The organism is Bacillus sp. AFS077874, from assembly GCF_002566505.1.
Taxonomy (GTDB): Bacteria; Bacillota; Bacilli; order Bacillales; family Bacillaceae_G; genus Gottfriedia.
The window spans coordinates 480,793-495,409 of sequence record NZ_NUYF01000012.1 but is presented as its reverse complement, the minus strand read 5'-3'; the positions used below and the strand labels follow the sequence as shown (position 1 = coordinate 495,409).

Here is a 14,617-nt window from a genome sequence, read left to right as displayed (position 1 = left end):
TTTTATTTCCCCTTTACTATTGTTCCAATATTTTCGCCAAGTACGGCACGTTTAATATTACCTTCTTCCATTATTGAGAATACAATTAATGGAATATCATTGTCCATACATAAAGAAGATGCAGTTGAATCCATTACACCTAAACCTTCTTTTAATACGTCTAAATATGTAAGAGTTTCGTATTTTACAGCAGTTTTATCGATTGATGGGTCAGCGGTATATACTCCGTCTACATTATTTTTTGCCATTAAAATAACATCTGCTTCAATTTCAGCAGCACGTAATGCAGCAGTAGTATCAGTTGAGAAATAAGGATTTCCTGTACCAGCAGCAAAAATTACAACACGTTTTTTCTCTAAATGACGAATTGCTTTACGACGGATATATGGTTCTGCAACTTGACGCATTTCAATTGATGATTGTACACGAGATTGTACACCAAGTGTTTCAAGACTATCTTGAAGTGCTAATGAGTTCATTACAGTACCTAACATGCCCATGTAGTCAGCTGTAGCTCGGTCCATACCCATTTCGCTACCTGTCTTACCACGCCAAATATTACCAGCACCTACTACTACTGCAACTTCAACATCTAGTTCTGCAATTTCTTTAACTTGTTCAGCAATTGATTTAATAACTGATGGATTAATTCCAAATCCTTGCCCGCCAGCTAGTGCCTCACCACTAAGTTTTAATACTACGCGATTATACTTTGCTTTACTCATAATACCCTCCATTTACGTACATCTATGTATTTACATTTCTTTAAAAAATAGGGAACACATAGTGTCCCCTATTTTCATTCAAAGTAACAATTAGTTACCTTTAACTTGATTCATTACTTCTTCAGCAAAGTTATCTTCACGTTTTTCTAAGCCTTCTCCAACTTCATAACGAACGAAAGATTTAACAGTTCCGTTAGCAGCTTTTACGAATTGACCTACTTTAACGTCTGGGTTTTTAACGAAAGATTGATCTAATAAGCAGATTTCTTCGAAGTATTTACCAATACGTCCTTCTACCATTTTAGCAACTATGTTTTCAGGTTTACCTTCATTTAATGCTTGTTGAGTTAAAATTCCACGCTCATGCTCAACTTCTTCTTGAGAAACAGCATCACGAGAGATATATTTAGGGTTGATTGCAGCGATGTGCATAGATACGTCTTTAGCAACATCTTCTTTAGTTGTTCCTTCTACTACTGAAAGAACACCGATACGGCCGCCACTGTGTAAGTAAGCACCAAATGCATCAGCATCAGTTTTAGAAACTAATTCAAAACGACGTAAAGAGATTTTTTCTCCGATTTTAGCAATTGCATGGTTGATGTATGTTTCAACAGTTTCACCAGTTTCCATTGTTTGTGCTAAAGCTTCTTCAACAGTTGCAGGTTTGTTAGCAACGATATGTTTAGCAAGAACAGAACCTAATTCTTTGAAACCTTCGTTTTTAGCAACGAAATCAGTTTCAGAGTTTACTTCGATTAATACTGCATCGTTTCCAGCTACTTCAACGAAAGTTAAACCTTCAGCAGCGATACGGTCACCTTTTTTAGCAGCTTTAGCGATCCCTTTTTCACGAAGGTAGTCGATTGCTTTGTCCATGTTACCTTCAGTTTCAGTTAATGCTTTTTTGCAATCCATCATACCAGCGCCAGTTTTTTCACGTAATTCTTTTACCATTTGTGCAGTAATTGCCATAATATTTCATCTCCTATATGTAAGCTTATTTTATTCAATCGTTTTATAAGGTAAACAATTTTAGATTATTTTAACCTTAAAAAAAGGTGATAAAAGGCTAAAACCTCTTATCACCTTTCAATTTCTCATTAAGCAGTTGTTTCTTCGCCTTGTTTCGCTTCAAGAATCGCATCTGCCATTTTTGATGTAAGAAGTTTTACAGCTCTAATAGCATCGTCGTTTGCTGGGATAACGTGATCGATTTCATCTGGATCACAGTTAGTGTCAACAATACCGATGATAGGAATGTTTAACTTACGAGCTTCAGCAACAGCGATACGCTCTTTACGAGGATCAACTACGAATAATGCATCAGGAAGTTGCTTCATGTCTTTGATTCCGCCTAAGAATTTTTCAAGACGTTCTAATTCTTTTTTAAGTTGAATAACTTCTTTCTTAGGTAACACTTCAAAAGTGCCATCTTCTTGCATTCTTTCGATATCTTTTAAACGTTTAACACGTTTTTGGATTGTTTGGAAGTTTGTTAACGTTCCACCTAACCAACGTTGGTTAATGAAGTACATACCAGAACGGATTGCTTCATCTTTAATAGCTTCTTGAGCTTGTTTTTTAGTACCAACGAAAAGGATGTTTCCACCTTCAGCAGCGATACCTTTCATTACGTTGTAACATTCTTCAACCTTTTTAACTGTTTTTTGTAGGTCGATGATGTAGATACCGTTACGCTCAGTGAAGATGTAACGTTTCATTTTTGGGTTCCAACGGCGTGTTTGGTGACCGAAGTGAACACCAGCTTCTAATAATTGCTTCATAGAAATTACTGACATTTTATTTCCTCCTAATGGTTCTTTTTCCTCCGCTCACGTCTTCTTCTCCTATCACTCCCAAACTGGGTAGCACCAATAAGAAAATCGGCAAGCGTGTGTATTAACACCATGGACTACTATAGCATATACAACATTAATTATCAAGAGAAAACGAGAAATTATTGTCGAAGTTTCAACAATCGTTGTTTTTCCTATTCTCTATATAAATCCTTCTACCATTTTCATCCATAGTAAGTCTATTTTTTAGAACATCGAACTTCTATTATTCGAATTTGGTCTATTCTTTCATACTAAATGATCAACACATAATGCATTAAAATAAGTATTTAAATTAAGAATTCACCTGTCCAAATAACTGAATCTTTATCAGTATTGGGAATTTTTGTTAATTTATTCAACTTAATCGTATTCTTCTATAAAATTGTTAAAAAAGAAATTGTCAATAAAGTAAGGAATGTGAGGCTGATTTCCACTACTCAAATATAAATAATCTTAAAAATCATTTATACTAATTATTTCTAATAGAATTGCCATTTAAACTTCTAAATGAATTCAATGTAGAGTTTACAAAGCTCCTATATATTACTTTTACTTAAAAGATTCCTTAATTTAAAAATAGATTTAGCATGGATCTGAGAAACCCTAGAAATCGATAAATTAATAATTGCTCCAATTTCAGTAAATGTTAATTCTTCATGATAATACAAACTTATTACTAGCTGCTCTTTCTCATTTAATTCAGTTCCAATCGTCTTGGCAAGTAGCCTTATTTGTTCATCCTTCAGTAGCATTTCTTCTGGTGTTAATGTCTCATGATCTTTTATTGTATGAATAAAATTAACTTGTCCATCTCCAGCATCTTTGATTTGTTCATCTACAGACAACATATTAGAGAAAAACACATCATTTATGACATTAACAACTTCCATCGAAGTATAGCCAGTATACAGTGCTATTTCTTCAGGTGTAGCTTTTCGTTCAAGAGCAGGTTCTAACTTTTCAATTGCACATTCAATTTTTTTTGCTTTATCTCTAATTGATCTAGGTAACCAGTCTTCTTTACGAAGACCATCCAATATATTACCACTTATTCTAATTGAAGCATATGTTTCAAATTTTAAATCTCTTTTCGGGTCAAATTTCTCTAGTGCGTCATATAAGCCCATCATCGCTAAGCTGTGTAAATCATCTCTACTGACACTTGAAGGTAATCTTTGAGCTATACGATTTACTTGAAAGTGAACTAATGGCATATAGATCTGCATTAACGCATCTCCGGCATCTAAATCACGATCTTCAATCCACATTTTCCAATAACTTTGTGAAACATTTTTTTGAACTTGCAACACGTCTTTCACCTCAGCGAATTACCATATTATGTTTAATACTTGATTGACAATTTATTTTTAAATAGTGATTTAGGTAAATATGTAATATCATGTCGATTTCCCAAGGAGTCGAGTGAATTAATCAAAAGGAGATTACAATATATCTAGAATCAAGTCATCAAATTCTTCTTCTTTTATTCCTATTTAGCCTTTCAATTCCCCTATTATTAAACGGCTAAATAGGAATAAATATGAATCTATTAATTTCATTCAATACTCGGTACGAATCAATCCATTTCGCCATACATAAGCACCACGTATTGTATAATTTTATACTAGGTCTCAAAATGCTTTTTCAATGTAAGTTTCGATAAAACTCAGTTGTTCACTTTTCTTCCCTTTTAAAAATTATATTATTAAAACTCTTTAATGTATTCACTCATTCTTTAAAATAATGTGAAACTTTATTTAGCACAATAAAAAATATTATTTTTTTCATTTTTTTAAAATAATTGTACATATATTCAAGAATTCTATTTTTAATAATAGATTAATCTTTAGGATGACTTGATTTTAGTTATACTTAATAAAGAACAAATTTAAAGAGTACAATTTTTTTTATTTTATACTATTAAAAAGTAGTTTTTTTGAATAATTGTTGTTTAGTAATTACTGTTTATGACAAAAATTTATTAAAGCTAACGAGGTAGTCTAAAAATAGGGTTAAGACTAATTCAAGTAGGCTAGATCTAGAAACTTTCCCTACTTGTTTGATATTGTAGTTCTTAATCTTCGTCTTAAGGAGAGTATGTATCTGGAGTGGAAATAACTGACATATACTAAAAAACAACAATATATTTGAAAGTAGCCAACAATATAAAACTAAAAAACTTCATTACAATTCTTTTATCTAATTCCCTCTCAAAAAATAATTTTTATATTTTATCACAATAATCAAGTAAATATTTTTTAATCATACCATAATTTCCAATTCGTCTATATATCTCATTTATATAAAAAGGAATATAGTCCCTATTTAACAAATCTTTTTATTCTGATATAAAAATTTCAAAAATTCTAATCATTTTTAATTTAATAAAGACAAAAAAACCTTTTCCCAATTATTAATTGAGAAAAGGTTTAAACTAAAATATTATCTTTTGCCTTCTTTAAGAAGTGACCTTATTAATTAGTTAGATTTTAATTTCTCTAACTCTAATAAGAATTTGTCATTTAGTACTTTAATATAAGTACCTTTCATTCCTAGTGATCTTGACTCGATAACACCAGCACTTTCTAATTTACGTAGTGCATTTACGATAACAGATCTTGTAATTCCTACTCGGTCAGCAATTTTACTTGCTACTAGTAAACCTTCATAGCCATTTAATTCTTCAAAAATATGTTCGATTGCTTCTAATTCGCTATAAGAAAGAGATGAAATAGCCATTTGTACAACAGCTTTACTTCTAGCTTCTTCTTCAATTTCTTCTGCTTTTTCACGTAGAATTTCCATACCTACTACTGTTGCGCCATATTCAGCCAAGATTAAATCATCATTTTCAAAATCATGATTAATTCGAGCTAGAACAAGAGTACCTAAGCGCTCACCACCACCGATAATTGGTACAATAGTTGTTAAACCGCCAGAAAATAAATCTTTATTTTCAACTGGGAATGCAGTGTGCTCACTGTTGATGTCAATATTTGATGATGTTTCATTAATATTAAATAGGTTTTGTGTATATTCTTCAGGGAATTGGCGATCGCTGAACATTTTTTGCATACGCTCATTTTCGATTTTTTGGTGAAGACCGTAACCTAATAATTTCCCTTTACGACTTAAAATAAATACATTTGATTCAATAACTTCTTCTAATGTATCTGCCATTTCTTTAAAGTTTACTGGCTTCCCTGCAGATTGTTGTAATAACTTATTAATCTTTCTTGTTTTTTCTAATAATTGCATCTTTCTAAATGCCTCCTATTTAATTGTACGTTTCCTTTGAACTTCTTGGCAATCTCATGGTTGAATTCAAAAGTGTTCTTAGCTAAATCATAAAATGAATTGACTTATATCTTTATCTTTTGCAATATTTGCGAGCTTTTCATTTACATATTGTGGTGTAATCATAATTGTTCCCATTTGAATTTCAGAAGCTTCAAACGATAGGTCTTCAAGAAGCTTTTCCATAATAGTATGCAATCTTCTTGCGCCTATGTTGTCTGTTGTCTGATTAACTTCAAATGCTATTTCTGCTATTCTACGTATAGCATCGTCAGAAAATTCGATTTGTATACCTTCTGTAGACAATAAAGCTTTATATTGTTTAATAATTGAAAAATCAGGCTCAACTAAAATACCCACAAAATCTTCAACAGATAATTTCCCTAATTCTACACGAATTGGGAAGCGACCTTGTAATTCAGGTATTAAATCTGATGGTTTGGAAATATGAAATGCACCAGCTGCAATAAATAGAATATGATCCGTTTTAACCGGTCCATATTTTGTCACAACCGTACTTCCCTCAACGATTGGTAAGATATCTCTTTGAACTCCCTCTCTCGAAACATCTTGAGTAGAGTTTTGCTTACTTGCAATCTTATCAATCTCATCAATGAAAATAATCCCTAGTTGCTCAGCTCTATAAACTGCTTCTTGAGTTACTTCATCCATATCGATTAATTTCTGAGCTTCTTCATTCGTTAAAATCTTTCGAGCTTCTTTAACAGGAAGCTTTCTTTTTTTAGTTTTCTTTGGAAATAGACTACCTAATGACTCTTGGAAGTTCATTCCCATTTGTTCCATTCCAGTTCCTTGCATAAAATCTAGCATCGGAGCTTGTTGTTGCTCTACTTCAATAGACACAAGATCTTCTTCTAGTTTTCCGGATAAAAGTTGAAATTCTATATTTCTTCTTTTAGATGTTAATTCTGTATCATTCTCTTCTTGCTCAGCATTCGAGTTTTGTGAATCTTGATTAAAAAGCATCTCAAGTGGGTTTTTGAATGAAGCTTGTTTTTTCATACTTGGTGCTAGAAGTTTTACTAATCTTTGATTCGCATTTTTTTCAGCTTGATCTTTCACCTTATTCATACGCTCTTCTTTTACAATTCGAATAGAAGTTTGGACTAAATCGCGAACCATTGATTCTACATCTCTTCCTACGTAACCAACTTCTGTAAATTTAGTAGCTTCAACTTTAATGAATGGCGCACCAACTAGTTTTGCCATCCTTCTAGCAATTTCAGTTTTACCAACACCTGTTGGTCCAATCATTAAAATATTTTTTGGTGAAATTTCATCACGGAATGACTCTTCAAGTAAACTTCTACGATATCGATTTCTGAGTGCAATTGCTACTGCTTTTTTCGCTTGTTGCTGTCCAACAATATATTGATCAAGTTTTTCAACAATTTGACGAGGCGTGAAAGAAGTACTCATAATACACTCTCCTATTCTAATTCTTCTAAAATTATATTTCCGTTCGTATACACACAAATATCACTTGCAGTTTTTAAACTAGCATATGCAATTTGTTTTGCTGAAAGATTTTCCCCTGCGTTTTCCTTTAATGCACGGCCTGCTGCAAGAGCGTAATTCCCTCCAGAACCGATTGCAAGAATTCCATCGTCAGGCTCAATTACTTCACCAGTACCAGAAATTAATAATAATGAATTATGATCCATTACGATTAGCAATGCTTCAAGTTTATGTAATACTCGATCTGTTCTCCATTTTTTTGCTAATTCAACAGCAGCTCGTTGAATATTACCATTATATTCAACTAACTTGCCCTCAAAAAGTTCGAATAAAGTAAATGCATCTGCAACAGATCCTGCAAAACCAGCTAAAACTTTTCCATTAAAAAGCTTTCTAACTTTTCTTGCAGTATGCTTCATTACTACTGCATTTCCAAAAGTTACTTGGCCATCACCAGCCATGGCACTTTTACCATCGTGTCTGATTGCGAAAATCGTTGTAGCATGAAAATTGGACATGTGAATCCTCCTTAGAAACGTCGTTAATTTCTAAAATTGAGCGAATTTATGCTCTAGGATGATGTAAATTGTATACTTTTTGTAATCTTTCCTTCGTTACATGTGTATAGATTTGAGTAGATGATAAATTCTCATGTCCAAGTAATTCTTGAACACTACGAATATCAGCACCGTTATCAAGCATATGCGTAGCAAAGGTGTGCCTTAACATATGTGGATAGATTTTATTAGTCAACGAAGTATCTTTGATCATTTTTTCTAATATACCACGGACACCTCTTGCCGTTAGTTTTGTACCACGGTGATTCAAAAAAAGATCGTCATTCATTTGCTTGTTAGCTACTATCAGTCTATTTCGGCCATCTTCTATATATGTATGAAGAGCTTTTTCTGCATAACTGCCAAAGGGAATATACCGCTGTTTATTCCCTTTGCCAGTTACTAAAATAGTCCCAATTTGAAAATCTATGTCTTTTAATTTCAAATTACAGCATTCGCTTACTCGGATTCCGGTAGCATATAGCAATTCTAAAAGAGCTTGATTTCTTTGTCCAAGTTCCGTATCTAGATCGCTAATCTTAAATAGTTTTTCAAGTTCTTCCTTGTATAAAAATCTTGGTATCATAGTTTCTTTTTTAGGAAGTGACGCTAATACAAAAGGATTCTCTTTTGCTTCATTTTCTCTCATAAGAAAACGATAGAAACTTCTTAAACAAGAAATATGCTTTGAGACTGTACGTCTTGATAGCTGTTTGTCATGCAAAGTTGTTAAATAGAGACGAACATCAGAATAAGTAACTGAAGAAAATGAAATAATGGATTGTTGCTCCATAAAAACTAGAAATTGTTCAACAATTTTTTTATAACTATTTAATGTGTATTGTGAAGAGTTTTTCTCTAATTGTAAATACTGAATGAATAATTGACACAATATTTTAATATTCAAGGTAATTTCTCCTCACAAGCCACTACATACTAACATATTAAGTAGCTATTTGCAATTTATTTTCTTAACATTCTACAAAATTCATAATTGATTCTAATGCACGGTTTGCATATGCTTCATATCGTTCTTGTTTTCTTTTAATTTTGACATCAAGTTTAGGGAATAGACCGAAATTAGCATTCATAGGTTGGAAGTGTTTTGCACTTGTTGTCGTTATATAATTAGCCATACTTCCAATTGCAGTTTCTGCTGGGAATACAACTAACTCTTTCTCCATTACGTATCTAGCTGCATTTATTCCTGCTACTAAACCAGATGCTGCGGATTCTACATAACCTTCCACTCCAGTCATTTGACCTGCAAAGAATAAATCTTCACGACCTTTAAAACGATATGTTGCCTCTAATAGATTCGGTGAATTTATAAACGTATTACGATGCATTACACCATATCGTACAATTTCAGCATTCTCTAGGCCAGGTATTAATTGTAAAACTTCTTTTTGAGGCCCCCATTTTAAATGCGTTTGGAATCCTACTATATTATATAAAGTTCCAGCACTGTCATCCTGACGTAGTTGGACAACTGCATACGGCGTCTTACCAGTCTTTGGATCCTCTAAGCCAACTGGTTTCATAGGTCCAAATAATAATGTTTGCTTTCCACGTTTAGCCATTACTTCAACTGGCATACAGCCTTCAAAGAAAATTTCTTTTTCAAACTCTTTTAAAGGAACCGTTTCTGCTGTAGTTAATGCTTCATAAAAACGATCAAATTCCTCTTCTGTCATTGGGCAGTTTAAGTAAGCTGCTTCACCTTTATCATATCTTGATTTTAAATATACTTTATTTAAATCAATACTTTCTTTTTCTACTATTGGAGCCGCTGCATCATAAAAATAGAAATAATCTTCACCTGTTAATTCTTTTAATTGTTGTGATAATTCAGGTGATGTTAAAGGTCCTGTTGCGATAACTGTTGGTCCTTCAGGAATTTTAGTCATTTCTTCGTTATGCACAGTTACATTTGGATGATTTTTTACATACTCAGTTACACGGCTAGCAAATTCATGTCTGTCTACAGCTAACGCTCCACCTGCTGGTACAGCACACTCATCAGCAGATCGAATAATAACTGAATCTAATCTTCTCATTTCCTCTTTTAATACACCTACAGCGTTCGTTAGTGTATTCGCTCTTAGTGAATTACTACAAACTAATTCAGCAAACTTATCAGTATGATGAGCAGGTGTTTGTCTCACTGGTCTCATCTCGTATAAATGTACTTTAATTCCTCTTTTTGCAATTTGATAAGCAGCCTCGCTTCCTGCTAAACCTGCTCCAATTACATTAATAAATTGTTCTTTCATTGTTAACTCCTTCTACGCTGATTCAATCAAAATTACGTAATAATATTTTATAATTTTTTTCTTAAAGATTTCTTAATTAAAAGTTGATATGAAAAGTAAAAGTGAGCAAATTAATTGCTCACACTTTTATTTGGACAAAGTCTCAAGAAATATGAATTTCAGACTGATTTTTGCTGGCACTTTACAGGTGAGTATATTAATTGCTCACACTTGTTGATCCTCTTTGTAGTCACATGATACACATTGAACTTGAATACCTTTTTTCATTTTCTTTTCAACTAATAAGTTTTCACATTTCGGACAAGGTCTTGCAATTGGCTTATCCCATGATAAGAATTCACATTCTGGATAATTCGTGCATCCATAAAATATTCGATTCTTTTTCGATTTACGTTCAATTATATTCCCATCTTTACATGTAGGACATTTGACACCAATATCCTTTACAATTGCTTTTGTATTTCTGCAATCTGGAAAGTTCGAGCACGCCATGAACTTACCGTATCTGCCCATTTTAAATACCATCGGGCTTCCACATAGATCACAGTCTTCACCAGCAGGTTCATCTCTAATTTCAACTTTTTGCATTTCTTTCTCAGCTATTTCTAAGTGTTTCTCAAAACCTCTATAAAATTGATCGATGATTTGAATCCAGTTCACATTGCCGTCTTCAATTTTATCAAGGTCACCTTCCATTTGAACCGTAAACTCAATATTAATTACTTCTGGGAAAAACTCAACGACTAAATCAAATACTATTTGACCTAGTTCAGTAGGTACAAATCGTTTATTATCTAATGAAACATATCCACGTTTCTGAATCGTTTCTAAAGTTGGTACATATGTTGATGGTCGACCTATTCCTAACTCTTCAAGCGTTTTTACTAATCTAGCTTCCGTGTAACGTGGAGGTGGTTGCGTAAAATGTTGTTCAGGTAATATATCTTCTAATTTTACTTTTTCACCTTCAGCTAACGGTGGAAGGATACGGTCTTTTTCTTCTGTGCCATCATCATTACTTTCTATATACACCTTCATAAAACCAGGGAATTTAACTACTGATCCATTAGCTCTAAATATTACGTCATTATTAATTAAGTCAACTTTAACCGTATCGAGTACTGCTGATGCCATCTGACTAGCAACAAATCGTTCCCATATTAATTTATAAAGACGATATTGATCACGGCTAACATGTGCTTTAATTGTATCAGGCGAACGTAAAGTTGACGTTGGTCTAATTGCTTCGTGTGCATCTTGTACTTTATCTGATTTTTTTTCACTTTTTTTATTTGTAGCAATAAAATCTGCACCATAAGTTTCAATTATATAAGATTTTGCTTCTTCAGCCGCAACATCGGATATTCTAGTCGAATCAGTTCTCATATATGTGATTAATCCGACCTGTCCTCCACTACCTAGGGAAATACCTTCATATAATTGCTGTGCAATCATCATCGTTTTCTTTGCACGCATATTTAATTTTCTAGCTGCTTCCTGCTGTAGTAAGGAAGTAGTAAAAGCAGTTGCTGGATTACGTTTACGTTCTTTTCTTGTAACACTTTGAACTTCAAAGTGATCACCTTTAATTTGTGATAAAACATTTTTTACGTCAGTTTCAGAATTCAATTCCAATTTTTTACCATTAACTCCGTAAAAAGAAGTATCAAATGTTTCTTTCTTTGTTAAGGCTTTACTTTTAATTGTCCAATATTCTTCAGGTTGGAAGATTTCAATCTCTTTTTCTCGTTCGATGATCAGTCTAAGAGCGACAGATTGAACTCGACCAGCACTTAAGCCCTTTTTCACTTTCTTCCATAGTAATGGGCTTATGTTATACCCTACTAAACGATCTAGTACACGTCTTGCTTGCTGAGCGTCTACTAAATTCATATTAATTGGTCTAGGTTTTTTAAAAGACTCTTTAATAGCATCTTTTGTAATTTCATTAAACACTACACGACAATCCGATGATGTATCGATATTGAGTGTATTCGCAATATGCCATGCTATTGCTTCACCTTCACGATCTGGATCGGCTGCTAGATAGATTTTTTTTGCTTTTTTCGCAGCAGATCTTAAATCCTTTAAAACTGGACCTTTTCCGCGGATTGTTATGTATTTCGGGTTGTAATCGTTTTCTATTTCAATCCCCATCTGACTTTTAGGTAGATCTCGAACATGTCCCATTGATGCGATTACTTTGAATTTTTTACCTAAGTACTTTTCTATTGTTTTAGCCTTTGAAGGGGACTCCACTATAACTAAATTTTCTGCCATCTTTTAAGCCTCCCGAGAGTTTCCTATTCATTACTCTCTGTATTCCTTATTTCATTCTTTTATTCTTATGTATTCTCAAATAGATTCATAATAAGAAGAGTTCAATTTATATTTTTGATTTTCCTTCATACAATTTCAAATTGTATAGTTTATTCTATACATTAGTCAAATTTTATTTAGATATAAAATAACACAAGTCGCATTAGTATTGTCAATATTTTGTAATATAAACATATTTTTTTATTTTTTAGTATATTCCTAAAATTCCTCTAAAATATCATTTGTACATGTAATTAATTTCGCTCCATCCTGAATTAATCGATGATTTCCTTTATATTCTTCCATTATAATCGGACCTGGCACTGCAAATACCTCTCTATTATATTGAATTGCAAAATTTGCAGTAATCATCGTCCCGCTTTTCTCCTTAGCCTCTAAAACGATTAAACCTTTAGATAAACCAGCTATAATTCTATTTCTTCTAGGAAAGTATCTTTTTTCTGGTCTAATATAATATGGATATTCGCTTATAACTAAATGATTTAATGATATTTCATTAAATAAATTACTGTTTTCTTTCGGATAAATATAGTCTAACCCACATCCGACAACTGCAATCGTTGTTCCGTTGTGAAAAATAGCTGAATTATGTGCGATTGAATCACATCCAGATGCCATTCCACTAACAATAACACAATTTTCTCTAATTAGACCTAATATTAATGAATCACAAATAATTTTCGCAAATGCAGTTGGTTTTCTAGCTCCAATTATACTCAACATAAATTGTTTATTAAGGATATTTTGATTACCTTTTAAATATAAAACAAACGGAGGGTCACATATTTCTCTTAACAATTTTGGATATACATCATCATAAATTGTAATAATTTTAATATTTTTTTTATAGCTTTCCTTTAAAATATCAAAAATGGACGTTGAATGAAGTTGATCATATAATTTTCCAGCGGCTTTCGAAGTCATTTGAAATGTAGTTTTAAATGTAGAAGGTGAATATCGATAGAGGTTTTCTAAATGTGGATCATAGAGAAGAATCTTCTTGATCGCTTGATAGTTTTCAAATAAAAAATGATGCAAATGAATTAGTCGAATTTTTTCCATACATTCTCCTTTCTTATAAGAAAGTAGCCTCCTATAGGAGACTACTCAATCTGATAATCAAATTTTTCGAACTTTCTTCTAATAACAAGTAGCCTCCTAGCGGAGGCTACTTATTTTATCATTCTTATACTAAAGCTTCATGTGTCTTACATTGTTCATATAAGCCACGCTCTTTTAATGCACCAATTAAAGTTTCGCCCATTACTGCTGGAGTAAGTGCAACTTTAATGCCACAGCTTTCCATTGTAGCCATTTTCTCTTTAGCAGTACCTTTACCGCCTGCGATGATTGCACCAGCATGTCCCATACGTTTACCTTCTGGAGCTGTTTGACCGCCAATGAATCCTACTACTGGTTTCGCCATATTAGCTTGAACCCACTCAGCAGCTTCTTCTTCTGCAGTTCCACCGATTTCACCAATCATAATAACTGCATAAGTTTCAGGATCTTCATTGAATGCTTTTAATACATCGATGAAGTTTGTTCCATTTACAGGGTCTCCACCAATACCTACAGCTGTAGATTGACCAATACCAGCCTGAGTTAATTGATGTACAGCCTCATAAGTTAATGTACCAGAACGTGATACGATTCCTACATGACCTTTTTTATGAATGTAACCAGGCATGATACCAATTTTACACTCATCTGGAGTGATTACACCAGGGCAGTTAGGACCAACTAATCTAGTCTTTTTGCCTTCCATGTACTTTTTAACTTTAACCATATCAAGTACTGGAATACCTTCTGTAATACAAATCGCGATATCTAATTCTGCATCAACTGCTTCCATGATTGCATCAGCAGCAAATGCTGGTGGTACATAGATTACAGATGCATTAGCACCAGTAGTTTCAACTGCATCTTTAACTGTATTGAATACAGGTACGCCAGCAATGTCAGTTCCACCTTTACCAGGAGTTACACCACCAACGATTTTAGTACCATACTCTAACATTTGAGTTGTATGGAATAAGCCTTGTGAACCAGTAATACCTTGTACAATGACTTTTGTATCTTTATTAATGAATACGCTCATT

12 protein-coding genes are annotated in these 14,617 nt (G+C 33.0%); all 12 read right to left on the bottom strand.

The annotated features are described in order from the left end of the window. Positions 1-2 precede the first annotated feature (2 nt). The 12 genes from pyrH to sucD all read right to left on the bottom strand — a co-directional run bounded on the left by pyrH (position 3) and on the right by sucD (position 14,616). Entirely contained in the window at positions 3-725 is a 723-nt protein-coding gene (gene pyrH / locus COJ46_RS15045; RefSeq protein ID WP_097975483.1) for a UMP kinase, read from the bottom strand. Positions 726-815: 90 nt separating this feature from the next. Beyond that, on the bottom strand, positions 816-1,700 hold the full coding sequence (tsf, locus tag COJ46_RS15040; RefSeq protein WP_056470857.1) for a translation elongation factor Ts: 885 nt from the start codon (positions 1,698-1,700) through the stop codon (positions 816-818). Positions 1,701-1,828: 128 nt separating this feature from the next. Then, positions 1,829-2,527, bottom strand: coding sequence for a 30S ribosomal protein S2 (rpsB, locus tag COJ46_RS15035; RefSeq protein ID WP_056470859.1), 699 nt, complete (start codon positions 2,525-2,527; stop codon positions 1,829-1,831). A gap of 575 nt (positions 2,528-3,102) precedes the next feature. Continuing rightward, positions 3,103-3,873, bottom strand: coding sequence for a FliA/WhiG family RNA polymerase sigma factor (locus COJ46_RS15030; protein ID WP_286133551.1), 771 nt, complete (start codon positions 3,871-3,873; stop codon positions 3,103-3,105). A 1,171-nt stretch (positions 3,874-5,044) separates the two neighbouring features. Next, positions 5,045-5,824, bottom strand: a complete 780-nt coding sequence (gene codY / locus COJ46_RS15025) for a GTP-sensing pleiotropic transcriptional regulator CodY (RefSeq protein WP_056470865.1) — start codon at positions 5,822-5,824, stop codon at positions 5,045-5,047. Positions 5,825-5,911: 87 nt separating this feature from the next. Beyond that, entirely contained in the window at positions 5,912-7,303 is a 1,392-nt protein-coding gene (gene hslU, locus COJ46_RS15020; RefSeq protein ID WP_097975485.1) for an ATP-dependent protease ATPase subunit HslU, read from the bottom strand. A gap of 11 nt (positions 7,304-7,314) precedes the next feature. Further along, a complete protein-coding gene (hslV, locus tag COJ46_RS15015) occupies positions 7,315-7,860 on the bottom strand; it encodes an ATP-dependent protease subunit HslV (RefSeq protein ID WP_056470870.1) in 546 nt (181 codons plus the stop codon). Positions 7,861-7,906: 46 nt separating this feature from the next. Further along, a complete protein-coding gene (gene xerC / locus COJ46_RS15010) occupies positions 7,907-8,806 on the bottom strand; it encodes a tyrosine recombinase XerC (protein ID WP_069034515.1) in 900 nt (299 codons plus the stop codon). Between the two features lie 64 nt (positions 8,807-8,870). After that, positions 8,871-10,175, bottom strand: a complete 1,305-nt coding sequence (gene trmFO / locus COJ46_RS15005) for an FADH(2)-oxidizing methylenetetrahydrofolate--tRNA-(uracil(54)-C(5))-methyltransferase TrmFO (RefSeq protein ID WP_097975487.1) — start codon at positions 10,173-10,175, stop codon at positions 8,871-8,873. A gap of 204 nt (positions 10,176-10,379) precedes the next feature. Continuing rightward, a complete protein-coding gene (topA, locus tag COJ46_RS15000; protein WP_097975489.1) occupies positions 10,380-12,455 on the bottom strand; it encodes a type I DNA topoisomerase in 2,076 nt (691 codons plus the stop codon). A 258-nt stretch (positions 12,456-12,713) separates the two neighbouring features. After that, on the bottom strand, positions 12,714-13,577 hold the full coding sequence (gene dprA, locus COJ46_RS14995) for a DNA-processing protein DprA (RefSeq protein WP_097975491.1): 864 nt from the start codon (positions 13,575-13,577) through the stop codon (positions 12,714-12,716). A 124-nt stretch (positions 13,578-13,701) separates the two neighbouring features. Next, positions 13,702-14,616 carry a succinate--CoA ligase subunit alpha gene (sucD, locus tag COJ46_RS14990; RefSeq protein WP_097975492.1) on the bottom strand — a complete coding sequence of 305 codons (915 nt, stop codon included), beginning with the start codon at positions 14,614-14,616 and terminating at the stop codon, positions 13,702-13,704. Position 14,617 lies beyond the last annotated feature (1 nt).

Excerpts from the sequence above, each read along its gene's own strand:
- pyrH (WP_097975483.1), bottom strand. The coding sequence starts at position 725 with ATGAGTAAAGCAAAGTATAATCGCGTAGTATTAAAACTTAGTGGTGAG.
- hslU (WP_097975485.1), bottom strand. The coding sequence starts at position 7,303 with ATGAGTACTTCTTTCACGCCTCGTCAAATTGTTGAAAAACTTGATCAA.
- trmFO (WP_097975487.1), bottom strand. The coding sequence starts at position 10,175 with ATGAAAGAACAATTTATTAATGTAATTGGAGCAGGTTTAGCAGGAAGC.
- dprA (WP_097975491.1), bottom strand. The coding sequence starts at position 13,577 with ATGGAAAAAATTCGACTAATTCATTTGCATCATTTTTTATTTGAAAAC.
- hslV (WP_056470870.1), bottom strand. The coding sequence starts at position 7,860 with ATGTCCAATTTTCATGCTACAACGATTTTCGCAATCAGACACGATGGT.
- rpsB (WP_056470859.1), bottom strand. The coding sequence starts at position 2,527 with ATGTCAGTAATTTCTATGAAGCAATTATTAGAAGCTGGTGTTCACTTC.
- codY (WP_056470865.1), bottom strand. The coding sequence starts at position 5,824 with ATGCAATTATTAGAAAAAACAAGAAAGATTAATAAGTTATTACAACAA.
- sucD (WP_097975492.1), bottom strand. The coding sequence starts at position 14,616 with ATGAGCGTATTCATTAATAAAGATACAAAAGTCATTGTACAAGGTATT.
- topA (WP_097975489.1), bottom strand. The coding sequence starts at position 12,455 with ATGGCAGAAAATTTAGTTATAGTGGAGTCCCCTTCAAAGGCTAAAACA.
- tsf (WP_056470857.1), bottom strand. The coding sequence starts at position 1,700 with ATGGCAATTACTGCACAAATGGTAAAAGAATTACGTGAAAAAACTGGC.